The sequence below is a fragment of the Pectinatus haikarae genome, from assembly GCF_015732185.1.
Classification (GTDB): domain Bacteria; phylum Bacillota; class Negativicutes; order Selenomonadales; family Selenomonadaceae; genus Pectinatus; species Pectinatus haikarae.
This window is the reverse complement of record NZ_WIQM01000016.1, coordinates 206908-228597: the sequence shown is the minus strand read 5'-3', so window position 1 is coordinate 228597 and position 21690 is coordinate 206908. Positions and strand designations below refer to the sequence as shown.

General features: G+C 40.2%; 21 protein-coding genes and 1 pseudogene. 18 read left to right on the top strand and 4 right to left on the bottom strand.

All coding sequences use genetic code 11. The features are described from left to right. The first annotated feature begins 20 nt into the window (after window positions 1-20). From grpE to dnaJ, 3 genes are all read left to right on the top strand, one after another. The gene (gene grpE / locus I6758_RS11645; protein WP_196605436.1) at window positions 21-617 is read left to right on the top strand and encodes a nucleotide exchange factor GrpE; all 597 of its coding nucleotides are present in this window, start codon (window positions 21-23) and stop codon (window positions 615-617) included. Window positions 618-740: 123 nt separating this feature from the next. Beyond that, window positions 741-2591 (top strand): molecular chaperone DnaK, encoded by a 1851-nt coding sequence (gene dnaK, locus I6758_RS11640; protein ID WP_196605435.1) that lies wholly within the window; start codon window positions 741-743, stop codon window positions 2589-2591. 87 nt (window positions 2592-2678) lie between these two features. Continuing rightward, entirely contained in the window at window positions 2679-3827 is a 1149-nt protein-coding gene (gene dnaJ, locus I6758_RS11635; protein WP_196605434.1) for a molecular chaperone DnaJ, read from the top strand. Between the two features lie 92 nt (window positions 3828-3919). On the opposite strand, the gene I6758_RS11630 is transcribed toward dnaJ, so the two are convergent. Continuing rightward, complete coding sequence (locus I6758_RS11630; protein WP_196605433.1) at window positions 3920-5617, bottom strand: carbon starvation CstA family protein; 1698 nt, start codon at window positions 5615-5617, stop codon at window positions 3920-3922. A gap of 386 nt (window positions 5618-6003) precedes the next feature. On the opposite strand from I6758_RS11630, the gene I6758_RS11625 reads away from it, so the two are divergent. The 6 genes from I6758_RS11625 to rlmD are packed head-to-tail and all read left to right on the top strand — an operon-like array spanning window position 6004 to window position 11808. Continuing rightward, window positions 6004-8232, top strand: a complete 2229-nt coding sequence (locus tag I6758_RS11625) for a RelA/SpoT family protein (RefSeq protein WP_196605432.1) — start codon at window positions 6004-6006, stop codon at window positions 8230-8232. A gap of 4 nt (window positions 8233-8236) precedes the next feature. Continuing rightward, window positions 8237-8857, top strand: coding sequence for an MBL fold metallo-hydrolase (locus tag I6758_RS11620; protein ID WP_196605431.1), 621 nt, complete (start codon window positions 8237-8239; stop codon window positions 8855-8857). A 7-nt stretch (window positions 8858-8864) separates the two neighbouring features. Next, window positions 8865-9209, top strand: a complete 345-nt coding sequence (locus I6758_RS11615; RefSeq protein WP_231038654.1) for a dihydropteroate synthase — start codon at window positions 8865-8867, stop codon at window positions 9207-9209. Window positions 9210-9257: 48 nt separating this feature from the next. Then, on the top strand, window positions 9258-9719 hold the full coding sequence (locus tag I6758_RS11610; RefSeq protein ID WP_196605430.1) for a methylated-DNA--[protein]-cysteine S-methyltransferase: 462 nt from the start codon (window positions 9258-9260) through the stop codon (window positions 9717-9719). 26 nt (window positions 9720-9745) lie between these two features. Next, entirely contained in the window at window positions 9746-10408 is a 663-nt protein-coding gene (locus I6758_RS11605) for an HAD family hydrolase (RefSeq protein WP_196605429.1), read from the top strand. A 29-nt stretch (window positions 10409-10437) separates the two neighbouring features. Further along, complete coding sequence (gene rlmD, locus I6758_RS11600; RefSeq protein WP_196605428.1) at window positions 10438-11808, top strand: 23S rRNA (uracil(1939)-C(5))-methyltransferase RlmD; 1371 nt, start codon at window positions 10438-10440, stop codon at window positions 11806-11808. 280 nt (window positions 11809-12088) lie between these two features. Here rlmD and I6758_RS11595 read toward each other — a convergent pair whose 3' ends face one another. After that, a complete protein-coding gene (locus I6758_RS11595) occupies window positions 12089-13129 on the bottom strand; it encodes an IS6 family transposase (RefSeq protein WP_196605427.1) in 1041 nt (346 codons plus the stop codon). 94 nt (window positions 13130-13223) lie between these two features. Continuing rightward, window positions 13224-13604 (bottom strand): annotated as a pseudogene (locus tag I6758_RS11590) (IS1/IS1595 family N-terminal zinc-binding domain-containing protein); the annotation flags it as partial. Window positions 13605-13724: 120 nt separating this feature from the next. On the opposite strand from I6758_RS11590, the gene I6758_RS11585 reads away from it, so the two are divergent. From I6758_RS11585 to I6758_RS11565, 5 genes are all read left to right on the top strand, one after another. Beyond that, on the top strand, window positions 13725-14162 hold the full coding sequence (locus tag I6758_RS11585; RefSeq protein ID WP_196605425.1) for a DUF5348 domain-containing protein: 438 nt from the start codon (window positions 13725-13727) through the stop codon (window positions 14160-14162). A 149-nt stretch (window positions 14163-14311) separates the two neighbouring features. Continuing rightward, on the top strand, window positions 14312-15061 hold the full coding sequence (locus I6758_RS11580) for a ParA family protein (RefSeq protein WP_196605424.1): 750 nt from the start codon (window positions 14312-14314) through the stop codon (window positions 15059-15061). Window positions 15062-15065: 4 nt separating this feature from the next. Further along, window positions 15066-16283, top strand: coding sequence for a ParB/RepB/Spo0J family partition protein (locus I6758_RS11575; protein WP_196605423.1), 1218 nt, complete (start codon window positions 15066-15068; stop codon window positions 16281-16283). 27 nt (window positions 16284-16310) lie between these two features. Next, complete coding sequence (locus I6758_RS11570) at window positions 16311-17510, top strand: hypothetical protein (RefSeq protein ID WP_196605422.1); 1200 nt, start codon at window positions 16311-16313, stop codon at window positions 17508-17510. Window positions 17511-17730: 220 nt separating this feature from the next. Then, complete coding sequence (locus I6758_RS11565) at window positions 17731-17901, top strand: hypothetical protein (RefSeq protein ID WP_196605421.1); 171 nt, start codon at window positions 17731-17733, stop codon at window positions 17899-17901. Window positions 17902-17939: 38 nt separating this feature from the next. On the opposite strand, the gene I6758_RS11560 is transcribed toward I6758_RS11565, so the two are convergent. Further along, window positions 17940-18854, bottom strand: coding sequence for a LysR family transcriptional regulator (locus I6758_RS11560; RefSeq protein WP_196605420.1), 915 nt, complete (start codon window positions 18852-18854; stop codon window positions 17940-17942). A 130-nt stretch (window positions 18855-18984) separates the two neighbouring features. Between I6758_RS11560 and I6758_RS11555 the strand changes: the two genes are divergently transcribed. From I6758_RS11555 to I6758_RS11540, 4 genes are all read left to right on the top strand, one after another. Beyond that, complete coding sequence (locus I6758_RS11555) at window positions 18985-19497, top strand: GNAT family N-acetyltransferase (protein ID WP_196605419.1); 513 nt, start codon at window positions 18985-18987, stop codon at window positions 19495-19497. 26 nt (window positions 19498-19523) lie between these two features. Continuing rightward, window positions 19524-19859: a GlpM family protein gene (locus I6758_RS11550; protein WP_196605418.1), complete on the top strand. Its 336-nt coding sequence runs from the start codon at window positions 19524-19526 to the stop codon at window positions 19857-19859. Window positions 19860-20271: 412 nt separating this feature from the next. After that, entirely contained in the window at window positions 20272-20451 is a 180-nt protein-coding gene (locus tag I6758_RS11545; protein ID WP_196605417.1) for a hypothetical protein, read from the top strand. A gap of 124 nt (window positions 20452-20575) precedes the next feature. Continuing rightward, on the top strand, window positions 20576-21658 hold the full coding sequence (locus tag I6758_RS11540) for an ArdC family protein (protein ID WP_196605416.1): 1083 nt from the start codon (window positions 20576-20578) through the stop codon (window positions 21656-21658). The last annotated feature ends 32 nt before the right edge of the window (window positions 21659-21690 follow it).

Genomic DNA, 21690 nt, shown 5'->3' with positions numbered 1-21690 from the left:
AAAAAGAGATGGGGCCAAACATGTCATATATAAAAGATGAAATGAAAAAGAAGGACAGCGAAAAACTGGAAGAAATGCAAAGGGAAATCAGTGAGGAACAGGATATACAGACGCAGGCTGCTGATGCAGAAGATAACACGGGCAGTGAAGATAACGATGCCGATTCGGCTGCGCAGCAAATTGCAGACGGGGAAAAAGCTTTAGCGGAAGCAGAGGATCGTTTTAAACGTCTGCAGGCCGACTTTGTTAATTTCCGCCGGCGCAGCAATCAAGAGAAATCGGAAATTTCCGAGGTGATCCTGCAGGGCTTTGTAAAAGATATGCTTCCTGTGCTGGATAATCTTGAACGGGCAGTGACTGCTAAGACTGATGATGGTGCGGCTATTCTGGAAGGCGTGAAGATGGTTCTTAATCAATTTCAGGAAGTCCTTACAAAGAATGGTCTTGAGGTAATAAAAACATCCGGTGAAAAATTTGATCCCAATTTTCATCAGGCGGTGATGCGTGTAGAGGATGCTGACAAAGAAGATGACAGTATCGAGCAGGAACTGCAAAAGGGATATACGGTTCATGGCCGTGTAGTGCGTCCGGCTATGGTCACAGTAGTTTCTAATTAACAGTACAAGTACAGCGTATTTTTCCCTAAGAGGAGCAGAAAGCATAAAAGCTTGGCCTTGCAGGGAAACAAAAAAAGATAATCACTATAATTTAGTACATAAAGATATAGGAGGAATTTTATAATGTCAAAAATAATTGGTATCGATTTAGGTACAACTAATTCTGTAGTTTCTGTTATGGAAGGCGGAGAACCGACTGTTATTACAAATCCGGAAGGCAGCCGTATAACTCCTTCCGTAGTAGGTTTTACAAAGGACGGAGAACGTCTTGTCGGTCAATTGGCTAAAAGACAGGCTGTATCCAATCCAGATGGTACGATCGCTTCAATAAAACGTCATATGGGTGAAAACTATAAAGTCACAGTTAATGGAAAGGACTATACACCTCCTGAAATATCTGCAATGATTCTGCAGAAACTTAAAGCTGATGCTGAGGCATATCTTGGTGAAACTGTGAGTCAGGCAGTTATCACAGTACCGGCATATTTCAATGACAGTCAGCGTCAGGCTACTAAGGATGCCGGTAAAATAGCAGGACTTGAAGTTTTGCGCATAATTAATGAACCTACAGCCGCATCTTTGGCGTATGGCCTTGACAAAGATAAAGATGAAACTATTCTTGTATTTGACCTTGGCGGCGGTACTTTTGATGTTTCCATCCTGGAACTTGGCGATGGGGTATTCGAAGTAAAAGCAACTAATGGTAATACTCGTTTAGGCGGCGATGATTTTGACAAACGAGTTATGGACTGGCTGGTAGATGAATTCAAAAAAACCAACGGTATTGATCTTTCTAAGGATAAAATGAGCGCTCAGCGTTTGATCGAAGCAGCAGAAAAAGCTAAAATAGAGCTTTCAAATATGACTTCAACAAATATAAACCTGCCGTTTATTACAGCTGATGCAAGCGGTCCGAAACATCTCGATCTTACACTGACACGTGCGAAATTTGATGAAATAACGGCTGATCTCGTTGCCGCGACCATCGAACCCACAAAAAAAGCTATGGCTGATGCAGGTCTTACAGTAAATGATATAGATAAAATTATCCTTGTCGGCGGGTCGACACGTATACCGGCTGTTCAGGATGTTATTAAAAAAGAAATTGGCAAAGAACCGAGCCGCGGAGTAAATCCGGATGAATGTGTTTCTATAGGTGCCGCCGTTCAGGGTGGTATTCTTGCCGGCGATGTAAAAGATGTTCTGCTGCTTGACGTAACGCCGCTGTCTCTTGGAATTGAAACATTGGGCGGTGTATGTACAAAAATTATTGAAAGAAACACGACAATTCCTACTTCAAAAAGTCAGGTCTTTTCAACCGCAGCGGATAATCAACCTTCTGTTGATATCCATGTTCTGCAGGGAGAACGTGATATGGCGGAAGGCAACAAGACTCTTGGGCGGTTTGAATTGGCCGATATTCCACCTGCACCCAGAGGCGTTCCACGCATTGAAGTCACGTTCAGCATTGATGCTAATGGTATAGTTAATGTATCAGCGAAAGATCTTGGCACGGGTAAAGAACAGAAAATCACTATTCAGTCTGACAGCGGTATGAGCAAGGATGATATTGACCGTATGGTAAAAGAAGCTGAAGCTCACTCAGCTGAAGATAAAAAACGCAAGGAAGAAATAGATACAAGAAACACAGCTGACAGTATGGTTTATCAGGCAGAAAAAGCGATAAAGGATCTTGGTGATAAAGCTGATAAAGCAGCTGTGGAAAAAATACAGGCGGCTTCCGATAAAGTAAAAGAAGCACTTAAAGGCACGGATATAGAAGCTATAAAGAAAGCGACAGAAGAACTGCAGAAGCCTCTTTATGAAATGAGTGCAGCTGCTTATCAACAGGCCCAGGCTCAAGGCCAACCAGCCGGTCCTGATGCGCAGCAAGCTGCGGGAGATGCTGCCAAAAAAGACGGTGACGATGTAGTGGATGCGGATTATAAAGTAGTAGACGATGATAAAAAATAATTAAATGCATTTAAAATAGGATGATGGCCTGATGACTTTGATTCACATAAAAGTCATCAGGTTAATCTGTATATCAAGGTGGATAAAGTGAGCGAAAAAAGAGATTATTACGAGGTCCTCGGTGTTTCTAAAGATGCTACCGAGGCTGATATAAAAAAAGCATTTAGAAAAATGGCCCGCAAATACCATCCTGACCTTAATAAAGATAATGCCAAAGAGGCCGAAGAAAAATTTAAAGAAGCTAATGAAGCCTATGAAGTGCTGTCGGATTCACAAAAGCGTGCGCAATATGATCAATTTGGACATGCGGCATTTGAAGGCGGCGGAGGCGGTGGAGCCGGTGGTTTTGGAGGATTCGGCGGTTTCGGTGACGGCTCATCTGATTTTGGTGACATTTTTGATGCTTTCTTTGGTGGCGGCGGCAGATCAGGCGGCAGGCGCCAGGGCCCTCAGCGAGGTGATGACCTGCGCTATAATTTGGAAATCGATTTTGAGGAAGCTGCTTTTGGTAAAGAAGCAGAACTTACGATCCCGCGCACGGAAGAATGTAAAACCTGTCATGGCAGCGGAGCTGCTCCCGGAACACAGCCTGAGGAATGTCCTAAATGTCATGGAACAGGTCAGGTACAGGAAGTTCATAATACGCCGTTTGGGCGTATGGTGAACGCACGTACTTGCGATAGATGCGGCGGAACAGGTAAAATAGTGAAGAAACCCTGTCCAGATTGCCGTGGTGAAGGGCATACCCGTATACGCCGCAAGATAAATGTGAAAATTCCGGCGGGGGTAGACGATAATTCGCGCATTCGTGTGTCCGGAGGCGGCGAAGCAGGTGACAGAGGCGGCAGTCCGGGCGATTTATATGTTTATATTACGGTAAGACCGCACAAAATTTTTCATCGCAATGGGAATGATGTCATTTGTGAAGTTCCTGTTTCTTTCGTACAAGCATCGCTGGGTGATAAGATAGAAGTGCCTACACTGGATGGAAAAGTGGAAATATCAGTTCCGGCAGGTATACAGTCCGGTACTATCCTGCGAATGAAGGGAAAGGGGATTGCCTATCTTCGCGGCAATGGACGCGGCGATCAGCATGTGAAAGTGAAAGTGCTGACACCGCAGAAACTTACCTCAAGACAAAAAGAGCTTTTGCGTGAATTTGCCGATGAAAAAAACGAAAATGTAAATCCTGAACAAAAAAGCTGGCAAGATAAGATCAAGCAATTTTTCAAATAAAAAAATGGAGCCGAATAGGCTCCGTTTTTATTTGAATGAAATCTCTGTATTAGTAAGATAAAATGCAGATTTTACATTGAAGAAAACATCAATTATTTGTCTTCAAGCAGACTATTGCCTGGAGATATATTTTTTTTGGCATGCAATAATTCCCTGCCGCAATGGCTTGCAACTGAAACAGCCAAAACCATCAGTGCCACAGCTATAATAAACTGCAGTCCATCGATCATGAATATAAAACCGCTGCCGGTTATCAATTTACTGATGATGCGGTAAACTGCCTGTGACAGTGCAGTAAGTGTGACCAGAAACATTATCACTGTGGGGATATAGAGCATCCAGCCTTTGCGATTGGTCATGCGCAGAAATACTGCCATGCAAATTAATACAAGAGCGCTTAAAAGTTGATTTGCCGAACCGAATAAAGGCCATATATTCATATAACCTATCCGGCAGAGCATATAGCCGATACCTATTGTTATCAATGTTGAAGCGTATTTATTTACGCATATTTTTTGAATGGGATTCATTGTTTCAGGAGAATCGCCGCTGCAAAGTTCCTGAAGAGAAAGACGGCCGACCCGCACCACAGTGTCAAGCGTAGTAAAGGCTAACGCTGATACGCACATCGTTATCACACATACAGAATATACTTCAGGCAGGCCGAACATGCTCAAAAAACCTGCTACAGCGCCGGAAAATATTTGAAACGGTGTACCTTCAGGCATTTGTCCGTTAGTAGCTGCTGCGCAGACGATCACAAGAGCGGCAACTCCCAGAACACATTCCACAAGCATTGAGCCATAACCTATAAAGAGCATATCTTTTTCATTAGATACAGTTTTTGATGATGTGCCTGAAGAAACGAGACTGTGGAAGCCTGAAACAGCTCCGCAGGCTATCGTTATGAATAATATGGGGAAAAGACCTTGCCCCTTGACTTCAAAACCAACAAAGGCGGGCATATTTATCGTTGGATTGGCTATGATTATACCTGCGACAGCGCTTATGATCATACCGATCAATAAGAAAGTGCTTAAATAATCGCGAGGCTGCATCAGAAGCCACATAGGAAGAACAGAAGCTATGAACGAATATCCCAATGCAATTATGATCCAAATATCACGTGTAAAATACATAGGAAAAGCGATGCCGGCAGATATCATGAGCACCATGAGAATAATGGCGGCGATAAAGCGGATGCTCTCGGAAGGCTTAAGTTTTTTTACGAAGATACCGAAAAGCAAAGAACCGGCGATATATATCATGGAGATTGATGCGGCAGCCGCTCCCGGCAGTGACCGGCTGCCATCTTTGGCAAAACCGTTGAAAGTAGTAGCTACTATATCAGCAAAAGCTGCTATAACAAGCAAAGTAAAAAGCCAGCAAAAGAATAGGAATAATTTTTTCCCGGTTTTACCGATATACTGTTCAATGAGCACGCCCATTGATTTTCCCTCATTCTTTACCGAAGCATAAAGAGATACAAAATCCTGTACTCCGCCAAAAAAAAGACCGCCCAGAACGATCCATAAAAAAGCGGGCAGCCAGCCAAACATTGCGGCTATAATGGGACCTGTAACAGGACCTGCTCCTGCGACGGAGGAAAATTGATGAGAAAAAACCATAAACTTGGAGGCGGGGGTATAATCCTGACCATCTTCGTACTTATATGCAGGTGTTTGTGCGTTTGAATCTATTCCCCAGCTTTTTGCCAGCCATCGTCCATAGGTAAAATAGCCGATTATGAAGATAATAATTGCAAGACCGAGCATTGTTATGCCATTCACATATATTGACTCCTTTCATGTGATTTAAAGAATCACTGACCGCTCTGAAACGTTCAGTAAGGCAATAAATCTTCCTAAATAATTCTTATGATAATATATGAATGTTAATATAACATTTTTAATATTTTTAGTCAAACTTTATTTGTTAAGTTGTATATATAAACGGTGTATATCTTTATTATATAAGGTACAGATAAAAACAGTTTACCGGGATTCATAAGATCAAAAAAACGCTGCGGCCGCAGATCGGGTATGAATCCGGGGATGATGTCGATGTTTAATCTATTGCTATGAAATGTATTAATATGATACAATCAATAACAAAAGTTCAGTTGAAATGTAAATATGTTTCCGTTGGGCGATTTAAATGAATGAGGGTAATTATTATGATTGATGACAACGCCGTCGAAATAACAATAGAGGATATAAAAACTGCTGTAAAGGAATACCAGCCGAGCGCTGATATCAACATAATACAGGAAGCTTATGATCTGGCATATGCAGCGCATTTTGACCAGAAAAGAGCTTCGGGAGAACATTATATTATTCATCCTCTGCATGTGGCTGCTATACTCACACAAATGCATATAGATGAAGTCACTATAGCTGCGGCTATTTTACATGATGTAGTGGAAGATACGACCTTTACGCTGGAAGAAATGAAAAATAAATTTGGCGAAGAGGTTGCTCTTTTAATTGACGGTGTTACCAAATTAAATAAGATTCATTTTAAATCGAAGGAAGTACAGCAGTCTGAAAGTTATCGCAAGATGTTTTTAGCTATGGCTAAGGATATACGTGTCATAATGATAAAATTGGCTGACAGGCTTCATAATATGCGCACGCTAAAATACGTACCGGAAGAAAAGCAAAAGAGGATAGCCAGAGAAACTCTGGAAATCTATGCTCCTTTGGCCAATCGTCTGGGGATTTCCAATATAAAATGGGAACTGGAAGATCTGTGCTTTTTATATCTCTATCCTGAAGAATATTATGATCTTGTTGAAAAGGTCAAACAAAAACGGCAGGAACGTCAGAAATTTATAGATGATTCTGTGGAAGAGATGTCCGAAGAAATAAAAAAAGCAAATATAGATGCTGAGATACAAGGCCGTGCCAAACATTTTTACAGCATATGGCGGAAAATGAAGCGGGACAATAAAGATATAAGTGAAATATATGATCTGTCAGCTGTGCGGGTATTGGTTTCAACTGTACAGGAATGTTATACAGTTTTGGGGATAATTCACAATATATGGAAGCCTATCCCCGGCAGATTTAAGGATTATATAGCAATGCCCAAAAGCAACGGGTACCAATCGCTCCATACCACAGTAATCGCGGCAAATGGTTATCCATTGGAAATACAGATACGAACGTTTCAGATGCATCAGATTTCTGAATACGGCATTGCCGCACATTGGAAATATAAGGAATCAGGGAAAAGCATAGATGCCAGCAATGCTTATGATCAAAAATTATCATGGCTGCGTCAGCTTATTTCGCTGCAGACGGAATTGAGTGATCCTGATGAATATGTTGAGGCGCTTAAGGTCGACATATTCTCTGATGAGGTTTTTGTTTTTACACCGCAGGGCGATGTCATCGGTCTGCCAAAAGGTTCAAATCCTATTGATTTTGCATATCGTATACATACTGATATTGGCAATCATTGTGTAGGGGCAACGATAAACGGTAAAATCGTACCTCTTGAATATAAACTTCATAATGGTGATATAGTATCAATACTCAGTAATTCTCAAAATAACGGGCCAAGTCCTGATTGGCTTAATATAGTGGCTTCATCTGAAACGCGCACTAAAATACGCCAATGGTTCAAGCGGCAGAAACGTGAAGAAAATATTGACTCTGGCATGGCTCTCATCGAAAAAGAAATTAAGCATCTCGGCTATGATTCAAAAAAAATGCTCAAGGAAAACCGGCTTGATATAGTTGCGCAGAAAATGAATATTCAAAATGCCAATGATCTTTTGGCATCACTTGGGTACGGTGGTATTACCGTAAACGGAGTCATCTCCCGCCTCATCGAGCTTTACAAAAAGGATCTGAAAGAAGTTACACCGTCCGATATATCGCAGATGCTGGAAAAAATAAAACCACAGGGTGAAAAGAAAAAAGGCAGTCACGGGATTCTCGTTGATGGTGAGAGCGGCTTTCTTGTGCATTTGTCGCGATGTTGCAATCCGATACCAGGTGATTCTATAATCGGTTATATAACAAGAGGCCGCGGGGTATCTATCCATCGTGCGGATTGCCCCAATGTATTAAATGCTGATAATGATCTTTCACGTGTTGTCGATGTAAGCTGGGATGTGGGCCTTGATAAGACATATACCGTAACGATAGATATTATTTGCAATGATCATCCGGGGGTTCTTACAGCGCTGCTGGCAATACCTTCCGAATCGAAGATAAATATCCATTCTGTAGCCGCGCGGCCGAACAGAAAAAATAAGACATCAAATATATCAATGAGTTTGGAAGTACGCAGCATGGCTCAGGCTGAAGTAATAATGAGTAAGTTTCGGCATAATAAAGACGTATTCAGGGTAGCGCGCTCTTTGGGGGGCGTAAAGGAGATAAAAGAGGATTAAGAAGATGAAAGTAAAAATTTTTACGAATGGTTCATTTGAAGAAAACTGTTATCTTGCTATTGATGAAGGCACAAAGGAGGGAATTATTGTTGATCCGGGATCACAGCCAAAGCTTATCATCGAATGGGTAAGAGAAGAAGACTGTGATGTCAAGTATGTAATAAATACGCATGGGCATAGTGATCATATCGGTGCTAATACAGATATTTGCAATGAATTTGATGCCAAATTGGGTATTCATCCAATGGATGCACCTATGCTGACCGATGCCAAGTTGAATCTGTCAGCATACTGGGGATTGAATATACTGTCTAAAAAAGCAGATTTTTTTGTGAATGAAGATGATATAATAAAAGTCGGCAGCAGCAGACTGAGAGTGGTTCATACGCCGGGGCACAGCCCAGGCGGTATTTGTCTTATAAATGAAAAATTTGTTTTTTCCGGTGATTCACTTTTCGCCGGTTCTATAGGTAGAACTGATTTTCCCGGCGGTTCAACTGCCGGGCTGATAGAGAACCTCAAAGAAAAATTGCTGCCGCTGGACGACTCGGTCATCGTCTATCCGGGGCATGGCCCAAGCACTACCATAGGCAGTGAAAAAATCAATAATCCGTATTTTGTCTGAATATTTTATGAAAATTATAAAAATCAATGATAAAAAAGATGCGGAAAAAATCCTTTTAGATGTTGATTGTACAAAAGAGGGTACTGCAATGATGGCAGAAAAAGCAGTATTTCGTGTTGTCAGAATATATAAGGTAAAAACGAAAGCGGCCAATATACTGAAGCAGACAATGCTCAGCAAGGGGGGGGATGCAGCCGTTTCCCGCTATTGCGCCGATCTGAGTAAAGATTATACGGATGTTGTCCTTATGGCTACACTGAAGCAGTATCGGGCTGCCATTCCTGTATTACTGGCACAGCCATGGGGGCTTAAGCAGATAGCGAATGAGCTGAAGACACTTTTAGCATTGTAGATTTCGCGGCGAAAATGCTGCCTTATCAGGAGAGAGGTGTATCTTTTCTTGAAAAAAAGATTTGTTTATCAGACAAAGATTGGTAATATATATATAACAGAGGAAAAATCATTTATCACAGGGATAAGTTATCATAAACCTTTTACCCCGGCGCTTGAAACAGAGACACTGCTGATCAGAGAAACCTATATGCAGATTACAGAATATCTAAGCGGTGTCCGAAAAGGATTTTTATTGCCCTTGCGGCAAGATGGAACTGCCTTTCAGAAAAAAATATGGGAGGCGCTTTTACAAATCCCATATGGGTATACCTGCTCTTATGGAGAGCTGGCAGCTGCTGTCGGTAAGCCGAAAGCTATACGAGCTGTGGAAACTGCCAAAAATAAAAATCACATAGATATATGTATTCCCAGTCATCGGCTTGTTAATGAAGCGGGAATATTGCCGGTGCATACTCGCAATATAAAGGTAAAAAAATTTTTGCTTGAGCTTGAACATAAAAACGTTTGATTTATGAAGGATAGAGGTATATGTATATGGAATACAAAGCTGTCATCTTTGATCTTGATGGTACATTGGTAAATTCTTTGAATGATCTGGCGGATAGTGTCAATGTGGTGTTGAAGGAATATGGCTATCCTGCACATCCTGTGGATAAATATCGCATCATGGTTGGCAACGGCATAGGAATGCTCATAGAGCGCGCACTGCCTGCCAATATATCTGAAAAAATCCGCGAAGAAGTATTGGCAAGATTTAAAACGGTGTATAAATCACATCAGCTGGATAAAACCGCACCCTATGAAGGTATAATAAACATGTTGGAAGATCTTAAGAAAAAAAATATTCCGCTTGCAGTTTGTACCAATAAGCATGATGAGGCTGCAAAAAAAATTATCGCAACCTTATTTGCCAGAAATACTTTTCAGAAAATTATAGGGGATCTTCCAGGTTTTAAACGTAAACCTGATCCGCAAAAAGTTTTTATTATCGCCGAAAATATGGCGTTGAAACCTCAGGAAATTGTGTATATAGGTGATTCTTCAGTTGATATGCAAACTGCCGTAAATGCAGGGATGCTGCCTGTAGGAGTTTTGTGGGGATTTCGTGCTAAAGAAGAACTTGTGGCAAATGGAGCTGCACTTTTATTAGAACATCCTTCTGATCTTTTCCGCAAGGTTATATTTGTTGAAAAATAATATTTTATAAATGGAGCTTTATCAATATAATGAAATCTGTACCAATAAAAAAAGATGCTAAATATACGATCAATATCACAGGCCTTGGCAGCAATGGCGAAGGTGTGGGGCGCATTGATGGTTTTACTGTATTTGTCCCTTATTCATTGGCGGGCGAACAGGCAGAAATAGTTGTTCATACAATAAAGAAAAATTATGCTATCGGCAGGATAGTCCATATCACAGCAGCCAGCCCGCAGCGAGTGACGCCACGCTGTGGGCTTTACTACGAATGCGGCGGCTGTCAGCTGCAGCATCTTGCTTATGAAACTCAATTAAAAATAAAACAGCAGCAGGTGACGGATGCTGTCGAAAGAATCGGCGGTCAGAAGAATTTAACTGTCCATCCCACACTTGGAGCACAAAATCCTTGGAATTATCGTAATAAAATGCAATTCCCAGTCGGCAGAGATAAAAAAAAGATAATTATTGGCTGCTTTGCACAAGGCAGTCATCAGATAATAAATACGGAAAATTGTTATATTCAAAAAGAATTGAACAATGATATTATTAATGCAGTCCGTGATATTGTACAAAAACTTGGGATCAGTGTATACGATGAAGACCGTCATATGGGAATGCTGCGTCATGTAGTCGGGCGTGTTGGTAGGGGCGGAGAGTGCATGCTTGTGCTTGTGACAGCAACAAAAGAATTGCGTCGCAGTAAGGAATTTGTAAGTCTTCTGCGGCAAAAGCTGCCGAAGCTTGTCAGTGTTCAGCAAAATGTGCAGACTTATCGTAACAATGTAATTATGGGGCGGGAAACTAACCTCTTGTGGGGGAAACCTACTATAAAAGATACATTGGGCATGCTCTCCTTTCATATATCGCCTCGTTCTTTCTTTCAAATCAATACTGATCAGGCTGAAATTTTATATAGAAAGGCATTGGAATATGCAAATCTTACGGGCAGAGAAACTGTTATTGATGCATACTGCGGGACAGGTACAATAACACTTTTTCTGGCTCAAAAAGCCAGAAAAGTATATGGTATTGAGATAGTTAAGCCAGCCGTTATTGATGCGCAGAAGAATGCCCGCGATAATCATGTAAAGAATGCTGAATTTATTGTTGGCGACGCGACCATTGTAATGCCGCAGCTCTATAAACAGGGCGTTCGCGCCGATGTGGTGGTAGTTGATCCGCCACGTGCAGGCTGTACGCCGACTGTGCTCAAAACATTTGCTGATATGCGTCCAAAACATATAGTGTACGTTTCTTGCAATCCGGCATCATTGGCCCGTGATATTGCAATACTGAACGGGCTCGGTTATGGGGCGGAGCAGATTCAGCCGGTGGATATGTTCCCTATGACTTCGCACGTGGAGGCTGTAGCGTTGATACAACGCCGTACTATGTAGAAATCCTTAATTTCCGCTACTTCTACCGCCATTGCATCTTTGTAAAAAAAGATGGTTTTGAGCGCAAAAAGGTAGTTAAGGACTACATCAATGTCTCGGTAGTTATCAACCTAGTATGAGTAGACACAAGAAATTGCTATTTTGTCAGTCAAGATAATTTGATTCTACAATAAAATAATGAGTTTATTATTAGACGTTCAATATTCGTATTGGGCGTCTTTTTTATTTGGGCTTTGTAAAGTAAACATGAAAGATTAACAAACAGAAACAGCCAAATACTTCAAGCAACGAACAAAAGCTTGTGTTTACTTCTGGCAGAAAGATTGAGCCCTGCAACTTGTGCCGGAGTCAAACTGTTAAGAGCGGAATGAGGACGGACAAAATTGTAAAAAAAGAGAAAAACCGCAATAAGGTTGTTGGCGGAATTGAAAGAAGAAAATCCCTGTTTGGTTTTATACCATGCTTTGAACTGCTTGTTAAAGCATTCAATCAGGTTGTTGGTGATATCGTCACTGAAGCTGTGGACACGGATATGTTTGACGTTCAGCACTGCTTTTACAGGAACTTTGTAGGCACTGTAACGGTCGGTTACAATGGCTCTGGGTTTGCCAAGGTGCTTAACGGAATTAAGCAGGGAAAAAGCCTGAGGACTATCCCGGTGTTTGGAAAGATGAAAGCCGAGGACAAAACGTGTTTCGCTGTCCACAATTAACCAAAGATAATATTTCATGCCACGGATTTTCACCACGGTTTCGTCCGCGTGCCATTCATCGGAGTCGAAATTGAGCGTTGGTATCAATTCAAGTGCAATGTTGTGAAACAAAGGGGCAAATTTCGTACACCAGTTGCTGATGGTGGTGTGAGAAAGCTGAATATTCATGACCGTACGCATAATAAGAGCAATATTACGGAAAGAATTCTTGCCTAAATAAAACATTGACAATGCCGTCAGAATAACATGCATAGGATAACGCATTCGCTTGAAATTGGTTTTTCCTGACAATTTCGACATGGAAGGTGCTGTAATAGCAGCTTGTTTTGGGACAAAAAGGGAATGACCGCATTTCTTGTCACCACATTGGTAGTTTGAATAATATTTGTGTTCATGATGAAGAAACATGGCCTTCCCGCAGATAGGGCAAATTGGGTAAGAACGTATGCGTGGCCTTCCTGATTTGCCGGTTGTATTGGCATATGGTACAAATTGATGCCCGCATACACGGCAAAGATATTTTTGATTTCCATCTTTATCTTTGCCATAACGATAAAAGTTTTGATGATTGTTGCATTTTGGACAGCAAATCTGATATGATTTTGTCATGAGGACTCGTCTCCTTTCGGGAGGTACAGTGTTTGTGATAAAACTATTGTACCAGAAGGGCTGACGAGTCCTCAACTTTCATTTAACTTTACAATACGAAAAAAAGAGTTAAAACAGTGATGATTAAATGAACTGGATGACGCATGCGTGATAAATCGGATTTACCAAAAAGTTTAGAAACAGAAGGTGGCAAAGTAGCAGTTGATTTTGGTTGAAAAAATGAATGATTACATTTTTTATCAGAGCAACGAAAGTTAGAATAATCACGATAATCGTGATGCAAGAAAGACGATTTTCCACACATAGGGCAAGGAGGATACTTTTTACCTCTGACCCTGGGGAGAGCATCTGGTGCAAATTGATGTTTACAAGCAAGGCAGCGATATTTTTGATTACCGAATTTATCTTTGCCAAACTTATGAAAATGGTGATTATTGTTGCATTTAGGGCATACAATCGGTATAATTTTCTGCATGAGGCATCGTCCTTTCGATTGGTGTGTTTTCTAGCAGAAACATTGTACCATTGAAAGGTTCGGTGCCTCAATTTTCATTTAAGTTAACAAAACGCATTTTTAATGAAGGAGGAACAGAAAATGTTAAAACAAGGTATGATTGAACGATTTAGAAAGGCTACTCCAATAATTCGGGAACTTGTTGATGATTTGGCATGGATTCAGAACGAATTCAATCCAGAAAAAGCAACAGAAGAAGAGAGATCCTATGTAAAACACTTATTGGGGTTAGGTAGTAACGCATTCGATGAAAGTGACTGGCGTTTGAAGCGCATGTATGCGGACATAGGTAAAACAGGGCGCTTAGCCCGAAATTCAGCTGGTAGGTTCGAAATAGAAGGCACAGACATTGAATTTACGTGTGGTAGTGGTTGTGAAGTTTATGCACCATATTTCTCAGATGAAGAAGAATGGATGACTTGGCTTCCAACGTCTATCGAATATAGGGGCGATTATTACTTTACGGCACGTCCGGATATGAAACTGGAAGGTGCTTTAGTAAGAATTAAGAGCAGATGAAAGTTGGGTATGAAAAAAGCACTATCAGCGGCTAACTGATAGTGCTCTGGTGAAAATTTGTTATAAACAAATCTCGTTCTCTAAGATTCATTATAGCAGATTTTCGCTTGATTTGTATAGAAAAGTTAAGCGAAAGGACTTGAAAATTTATGAAAACATTTTCGTTCATCAACAAAAAAGGCGGCGTTGGCAAAACAACGATTACCGTTAATATGGCGTATGCCATAGCAGAAAGCTGCGATTTAAGAGTACTGGTTATAGATAATGACGATCAGGGCAATGATTCGCAGTTCTTTGACGCAGATCCGAAAAGATCGTTAGCAGATATCCTGCTAGGTAAAGCGGATATTCAGGAGGTTATCCAGCCTACACGGTATTCGAACATTGACATTGTTGCCAGTGGTGCTGCTCTATTGGATGCCAATGTGGCTGTCATAAAAGATGAAGAGATTGTGCAGCAGACCATTTTAAAAGAATCCTTAGAAAAGGTTGCTGCAAATTATGATGTATGTCTTATCGATAACCCTCCAACAATTAATGCCTCCGTTATCAATGCCTTGGTAGCCAGTGATGAAGTCATCATTGTGACGACACCGGATATTTATGGGATTCGCGGCGTTTCACAGATGGCTGACTATATCGAAGCAATTAAGGAATATAATCCTGCACTGCAGTTTCGTGGCTGTCTTCTCAATAAATTTTCTTCTACCCCGCATGGGTTTCGTTGCATTGAGTTATTAGGAAGTCAGTTTCCCTTATTTCGGACCAGAATTCGTTACACAAAAGATAAGCTGGAAGCATCGGCAGAAGAAAGAAAATCTATTTTTGAGTATTCGCCTAATTGTGGCTTTGCACGGGATCTTGTACAGTTTTTCAAAGAACTTTTAGCGGGGGAATGAAATCATGAAAAAACAGTCAGCAAGCTTAATTGCCAAGCTTTTAAATAAAAATTCTCAGCCAGGACAGGGCAGCGGTAAGGAACTTAACACTACGGAAGAAATCATCATGCGAGACGTTCATGAATTGGTGCCGAATCCTAAAAATGAAAAGTATAGTTTGGATAATATTGAAGAACTGGCGATGATGATCCAGCTTACTCATAATATAGAGCCCATTATTTTAAAGACGATGGAGGATGGCCGATTTATGATTACCAGCGGTCATCGCCGCCGCTTGGCCCAGCTGTATCGATTGGAGCAGGGACTGATAGATAATCCGATGGTTCCGACCATTACACGAGAAATCATCAATGATTTTGAGGATGCCATAACGGACGATGAAATGGAAACGCTGAATATCGTATTTCCGAATAAAGGGCAGCGCAGGAATTTGACACCTTCGCAGGAAGCGGATGAAATTGCACTTATTAAGCCAATCATCAAGAAGCTTTATGATTATCAGAAAGCAGCCGGAAATATTGATGGTAAGTTTCGCCCTTATTTTGCCAATATCCTTGGTATTTCCGAAACTTCTCTGCAGCGTAAAGAAGCCATACGGAAGGTTTCAGATGAAGTTAAGGCCGAGGTTGATGCCGGGAATATTACGGCTACAGCTGCAGCAGAATTGGCAAGCATGGATGAAGAACAGCAGAATTCTGCTGTTGAGGCGATTAAGGACCGGGGAGAAGAAATTACGGTGCAGGCTGTGAAAGAGGAAAAGAAAAAAATCGTTATGCCTAAAAATGACATTATTCCTGTTGTGAAAGAGCGTCCGACAGAATGTGAATTAGAGGATGAGGGCCAGACAAAACTATTCGACCAAACGCAGAAAAATGATACCGATAAAAATATAAGCAATGACGGTGCTAATTTTACTGATGAGGCTGTACCACCTGTGCAAAAGCAAGAAGTGACAGATAGAGATATTGCCGCAAAAATTTGGTTTCAGAAAGAAATTGTTGAGAAATTAAAAGACGCTGAGCAACGGCTTTCCGTAGAAACTGCTGATAAAACAGAAGAAGAGTGTCAGGAGTGGCAGGCACGTGTCAAGGTTATAAAAGGTGTCTTGGCTTATTTAGATGAATCTCATTGCCCGGAACGATGCAAAGAATGTTGTGATGATTGTGATCGGCCCTGTGAGCATTCGAAAAACTTTCAAGTCGCAAATACCATGAATAATTAATGATCTGCAGTTGGGAGAGAGAAGAAAATGAGTAAATTATTGATCAATGAGGTTCCTTTGATGTGCCTGCCCAGCCTTGCAGTAAAAATCGGCTTGAATGAAGCGCTTTTTATACAGCAACTGCATTATTGGGTGGACCGCAGTAAAAATATTATCGATGGTCGGCAATGGGTGTATAACACCATGGCGGACTGGTCAAAGCAATTTCCGTTTTGGTCGCAGAAGACTTTATCGCGGACGATTTCCAACTTAGAGAAGCAAAAATTGGTTATTTCCGGCAACTACAATCAAAAAGGCTATGATCGCACAAAGTGGTACACGATTGATTATCTTGCGTTGGAAGGGCTAGAAAAGGAGGAGCCGGAAACGGAAAATCATGAAGAATCAGAGCCAGATGTATCAGGAGAAATTGATGCTGCCGTTAGTGACCAGTCCATAGGGACAAAATGTCCACATGAAGAAAATCAAGGGTTCGCAGGTACTATGGGCGATGCTGCTGTTGGTGACCAGTCCATAGGGACAAAATGTCCACATGAGGAAAATCAAGGGCTCACGGATACTGTGGGAGATGCTTCCGTTGGTGACCAATCCATAGAGACAAATTGTCCTTATGAGGAAATTCAAGGCTTGTCGGGTCCTTTGGCGGAGAATACCCAAAATGACCGTTTCATAGGGACAAGTTGTCCAAATCCATCCGGTCATTTTGTCCCTATGGAATCGGACAATCTGTCCTCACCAATACCAGAGAATAACAACAGAGAATTCTCAGAAAAAACAACAACAAACAAGAATGAGGAAACTGTTGTTGGAGATATGGTTAACATAAAAGATTCACTGGATAGCTTACTTTTTGTAATGCCAAGCTATGGTATTACGCTTGCTACTGCAAAGAAATTTATTGCTGAATATGGTCTTGAGGCAGTTGAACAGCAATGGGAACTTTTGAAAAAGGCATTGCAAAAAGGGAAGATAAATAATCCTGCAGGTTGGCTGCATATGGCGTTGCGGGAAGGATATGTTGATGCTCCAGCTGCGTTTAAACAGCTTCAGGAGGAAAAGAAAGCTGCTATGCGAGAAAAAATGGCGGAGATAGAACGGCAACAAATAGCTGCTCTGGAACGAGAAGCAGAAGAGGAAGCCAATCAATTTGAAATTCCTGAAAATAGTCCATTTCACGCTTTTCTTGAAAAATATAAAAAAGAGCAGGATGAAAAGAGTCCGGTGTGAATGTCTGGAATTTAGGTGTCCATTATGGACACCTTGACTGACTGTAGGCAAATTTAATCTTGGGGTAGGTGGGGCCAGCATTGTCGTATAAAAACGACTGATTTTGCCCCTGCTTCTTAGGATACGTCGATTCGTTTGGGGGTCCATAATGGACACCCGATTCGGCTTGTAATAATTTTTTATGGGGAAAATTAATGTGCTGGTCAAGGATGTGAATTGTATGAGGGTGGAGTTTATTGAAAATGGCAGAAGAATTATATCGACCAATCGCGGTGTATTCAAGGATAATGAGCTCATTTGGTATGATAATGCCTATATTTTGAGTCTCAAATTTGATGAGGAAAAGATAGAAATTATGGTAAAAAAGATAGAAAAATTAGATAGAGAGTAGTAGTGGTGAGCGTCAAGATTTGTTAAGCGCTTGATCATTTAGCCGGGGACAGATTCGTTTAAAGTAGTGATCAAAAAATCAACATATACAGTAAGTTCTTCAGGCAAAAATACATCGCTTCGTTTTACTAACCCTATTTGAATCAAAGAACCTTCCGCTAGTGGAATGGAAATAATATTAGGGTTCATGTAATTGTTTACTATGCAGCCAGTTCCTATATTATAGGCATTTGTATTTGATAGAAGATTATTCATAGCGCCCCGATCCTTTAAATAAACGATTTGTTTAATCTGATCCACGTGGATAACTTCCTCTGCAAAGTGAAGCAATACGTCATCTTGCTGATAGGTCAGATACGGATAATCTTTTAATTGTTCTAACTCAATAGATTTGAGCTGCGACAGGGGGTGCTCTTTTCGAAGAAAAACATGCTGAGTTATTGATGCTAGAGGGGTAAATGTCAGTGATTTTGAGATGAAGTAGCGATCAAAAAAAGATTTGTTTAAGTCTGTTAATGCGACAATACCTAGAATGCTTTTATCCGTATATACATCATTGATTACGTCCGTTGTTTTTCCTTCGCGAACGGTTATATTGTAGTTGCGTTCACTAAAATAATCCATTAGCTTTGCAACACCCTCTATGGCAAAGCCATAATGTTGAGAAGATATAGAAACTCTTGTTACGTCGGTTATTTTATGTTTATTAAAATGGTAGATGATGGATTCTGTTTGCTCTAAAAGCATTTTTGCATAAAATAATAATTCCATGCCATCTTTTGTGAAGAGAACACCTTTGTTTGTTCTGTCTAAGATGGTAATATTTAATTCATTTTCAATCTCTTGAATAGCTTTGCTGATACTTGGTTGCGTTACATAAAGGGCAGAGGCTGCTTTACTGATTGAATTGTGTTTTGAAATTTCCACGATATATCGAATTTGTTGAAGTGTCATGAAAAGTACTCCTTACTAAAATAATTTGTTATAACTTGATTCTATAGCAAATGCTTCATAAGATCAATTTTACAACTTATAAAAGAAAGGGATACAATATAAAAAAATAAGAATGAAAGCAGGGATACAAATGATAAGAGAAGCAACTGAAAAAGATCTGATGGATATTTTGCAAATTTATAACGATGCTATCTTACATACAACAGCAGTCTACGATTATAATGTGCATACCATTGAGGAGCGAAAACAATGGTATGAAAAGAAAAAGCAAGAAGGCTATCCGTTGTTGGTGTTTGAAAAAAATAAAAAGGTAGCTGGATTTGCTACTTTTGGTCCGTTTAGAGCATGGCCTGCCTATAAATATACAATCGAACATTCCGTATATGTCCATGAGGATTTTAGAAGAGAGGGCATTGCAATAAAATTAATGCAGGAGCTCATAAAAATTGCGAATGAAAGAGAATTTGCAACCCTTGTTGCCGGAATTGATGCAGCCAATATTGGGAGTATAAAATTGCATGAAAAATTAGGTTTTACATTTTCGGGCGTGATTAAAAAAGCCGGTTTTAAATTTGATCAATGGCTGGATCTTGCATTTTATCAATTGGAATTACCGGGTCCAAAAGCACCTACAGAAGGATAGTTTTCATTGTTAAAAGAGGAGATCTTATGGATTTAGTTATCAAATGCAGTATATCTGTGATTCTAATGATTATAATAGATTATATATCGAAAACAAAAAATTACTATGTTACTGGCTTAGTATTAAGTTTTCCAGGACTAAGTATTTTGGCTTATTATTTCATGTATGTGGAACATGGAGTTTCAAAAGTTCGCGAAACAATAATTTTTGCTATGGCATCAGCGATTCCTTTTATAATTTTTCTTGTCGTGCTATATTTTACCTTGAAAAATTATAATATTTTTTATTCGATTTTATTTTCAAGCTTAGTTTGGACAGCTTTTTCATCCGTTGTAATAATACTGTGGAAAGAATTTAGCTAGTTTGGTTTGTACGAAAAAAGTGAACTTTAAATTATGGGCCTGATATAATATTTCTCTTTGATGGGTGGAGGATATGCAAAGAAGAGACTGGAAAATTTAAATATGCGGACTTTGTTAAAAAAGGGGAATAGACAGGCATTATATAAGATTATAGGTTAAAAAAAGAATTTTATATGACGGATTGAACCATATTGGAACCACGAATTAAGTATTCGTTGGTATTTCCAATATGGTTTTTTATTTAGAATTAAATTTATTTTACTTGCCAAAATGATGGATTCAAATTGTTTTAGTTATATAGAAGACTTCCATTTTGTTGCATAGAAATCAAGTGAAGGGGTCCATTATGGACCCCCTAATATATTGAAATAAACTTTAAATGGGAAAATTAGTAATTGCTCAGGAGGTAAAGGTGATAAGTGTGGCGTTTGTAAGAAATGGAAAAAAGATTGTAACGGCAAATCAAGGCGTATGCAAGGATAACGAGCTTATTTGGTATGACAAGGCCTATATTTTGAGTCTCAAATTTGATGAGGAAAAGGTCCAAATTGTGATAAAAAGGATACCAAATGCAGGAGGTGAAATGCGATGAAGGCGGAAAAAACTGTGGAAGATTATGGGGTTGAATTAAATGAACAGGTACTGACCGAGGATGAAAAAGCGGAATTGGCTCAGGAATCCGATGAAGAAAACGCGAAACGTTAGGGGGTGAAGATATGTCATTACCAGAGCATGTGCAGGAGCAGCGGAATGCTCTTGTGGAAAAAGTAACAAAAGACATGGAGGCAGGGAAACCGTTTTTTTGGGATTCTGAGCATTTTGGTAAGCCAGCGCATAATATGGCGCTGGGGTCATCCTATCGAGGACTCAATCGCATGCGCCTGATGATTGCGGCTGAGGACAAAGGTTATACTGATAGTCGCTGGTGCACGTATAAGCAGGCGCAGGAAAAAGGTTGGCAGGTCAAAAAAGGCGAAAAAGGAACGCATATTGAATTTTGGAGCAAATCCATTACAGTCAAAGAATTAAATCAAGAAACAGGTGAAGAAGAGAAAAAACTGAAAGACTTAGATTGTCCTATAGTTAAATACTATACGGTATTTAATGCACAGCAAATGGAAGGGATTCCGCCAGAATATCCGTTGACCATTGCTGAAGATGAGAAGAATAAATACATGGAAAATATGCTGAAAAACAGTGAGGCAAAAATCTTTTTTGATCAGAGCAATCGGAATTTTTATAGCCCTACTACAGACGAGATCCATGTATTACCGCGAGAAAAATTTAAGACGCTGGATGGCTTTTATGCAACTTGTGCGCATGAAATTGCTCACAGTACGGGGCATTCTACCCGGATGAATCGGGATATGTTCAATTTTGAAAAAAGTGAATACGCCAAAGAGGAACTACGGGCTGAGCTTGCCTCCACGTTTTTGCAGCAGCAATATGGGATTAAATTTGATGAAAAGCATTTTGAGAATCATGCCGCATACCTGCAGTCTTGGGCTAAAGTTTTAAAAGATGATCCAAATGAATTGTATCGGGCAGCTTCTAAAGCCCAAGAAATGGCTGATTACATTGAAAAGAATATGCTTTTGAAAGGACTTGAACAAGTAGCACCAGCGTTGGAAAATGGTAAGGAAGTACTGCTTTGCAAAGAGGTTAAAGAACCGACAAAGGTATCGCCGTTTCAGGAGATTGCGGATCGAGCAATAGAGAAGAAAAATCGACAGCAACGGAAACAAAAACTGCAAGTTTCGATAAAGGACAAGTCAAAACAGACAGAAATGGCACGATGATGCGAGGGGCTGTGAAATAACACTCCTATAAA

Coding starts and splice junctions, on each gene's coding strand:
- I6758_RS11580 (WP_196605424.1), top strand. CDS start 14,312: ATGAAAACATTTTCGTTCATCAACAAAAAAGGCGGCGTTGGCAAAACA.
- I6758_RS11540 (WP_196605416.1), top strand. CDS start 20,576: ATGTCATTACCAGAGCATGTGCAGGAGCAGCGGAATGCTCTTGTGGAA.
- I6758_RS11550 (WP_196605418.1), top strand. CDS start 19,524: ATGGATTTAGTTATCAAATGCAGTATATCTGTGATTCTAATGATTATA.
- grpE (WP_196605436.1), top strand. CDS start 21: ATGTCATATATAAAAGATGAAATGAAAAAGAAGGACAGCGAAAAACTG.
- I6758_RS11565 (WP_196605421.1), top strand. CDS start 17,731: ATGAGGGTGGAGTTTATTGAAAATGGCAGAAGAATTATATCGACCAAT.
- I6758_RS11620 (WP_196605431.1), top strand. CDS start 8,237: ATGAAAGTAAAAATTTTTACGAATGGTTCATTTGAAGAAAACTGTTAT.
- I6758_RS11575 (WP_196605423.1), top strand. CDS start 15,066: ATGAAAAAACAGTCAGCAAGCTTAATTGCCAAGCTTTTAAATAAAAAT.
- I6758_RS11625 (WP_196605432.1), top strand. CDS start 6,004: ATGATTGATGACAACGCCGTCGAAATAACAATAGAGGATATAAAAACT.
- I6758_RS11605 (WP_196605429.1), top strand. CDS start 9,746: ATGGAATACAAAGCTGTCATCTTTGATCTTGATGGTACATTGGTAAAT.
- rlmD (WP_196605428.1), top strand. CDS start 10,438: ATGAAATCTGTACCAATAAAAAAAGATGCTAAATATACGATCAATATC.
- dnaK (WP_196605435.1), top strand. CDS start 741: ATGTCAAAAATAATTGGTATCGATTTAGGTACAACTAATTCTGTAGTT.
- I6758_RS11615 (WP_231038654.1), top strand. CDS start 8,865: ATGAAAATTATAAAAATCAATGATAAAAAAGATGCGGAAAAAATCCTT.
- I6758_RS11585 (WP_196605425.1), top strand. CDS start 13,725: ATGTTAAAACAAGGTATGATTGAACGATTTAGAAAGGCTACTCCAATA.
- I6758_RS11595 (WP_196605427.1), bottom strand. CDS start 13,129: ATGACAAAATCATATCAGATTTGCTGTCCAAAATGCAACAATCATCAA.
- I6758_RS11560 (WP_196605420.1), bottom strand. CDS start 18,854: ATGACACTTCAACAAATTCGATATATCGTGGAAATTTCAAAACACAAT.
- I6758_RS11570 (WP_196605422.1), top strand. CDS start 16,311: ATGAGTAAATTATTGATCAATGAGGTTCCTTTGATGTGCCTGCCCAGC.
- I6758_RS11555 (WP_196605419.1), top strand. CDS start 18,985: ATGATAAGAGAAGCAACTGAAAAAGATCTGATGGATATTTTGCAAATT.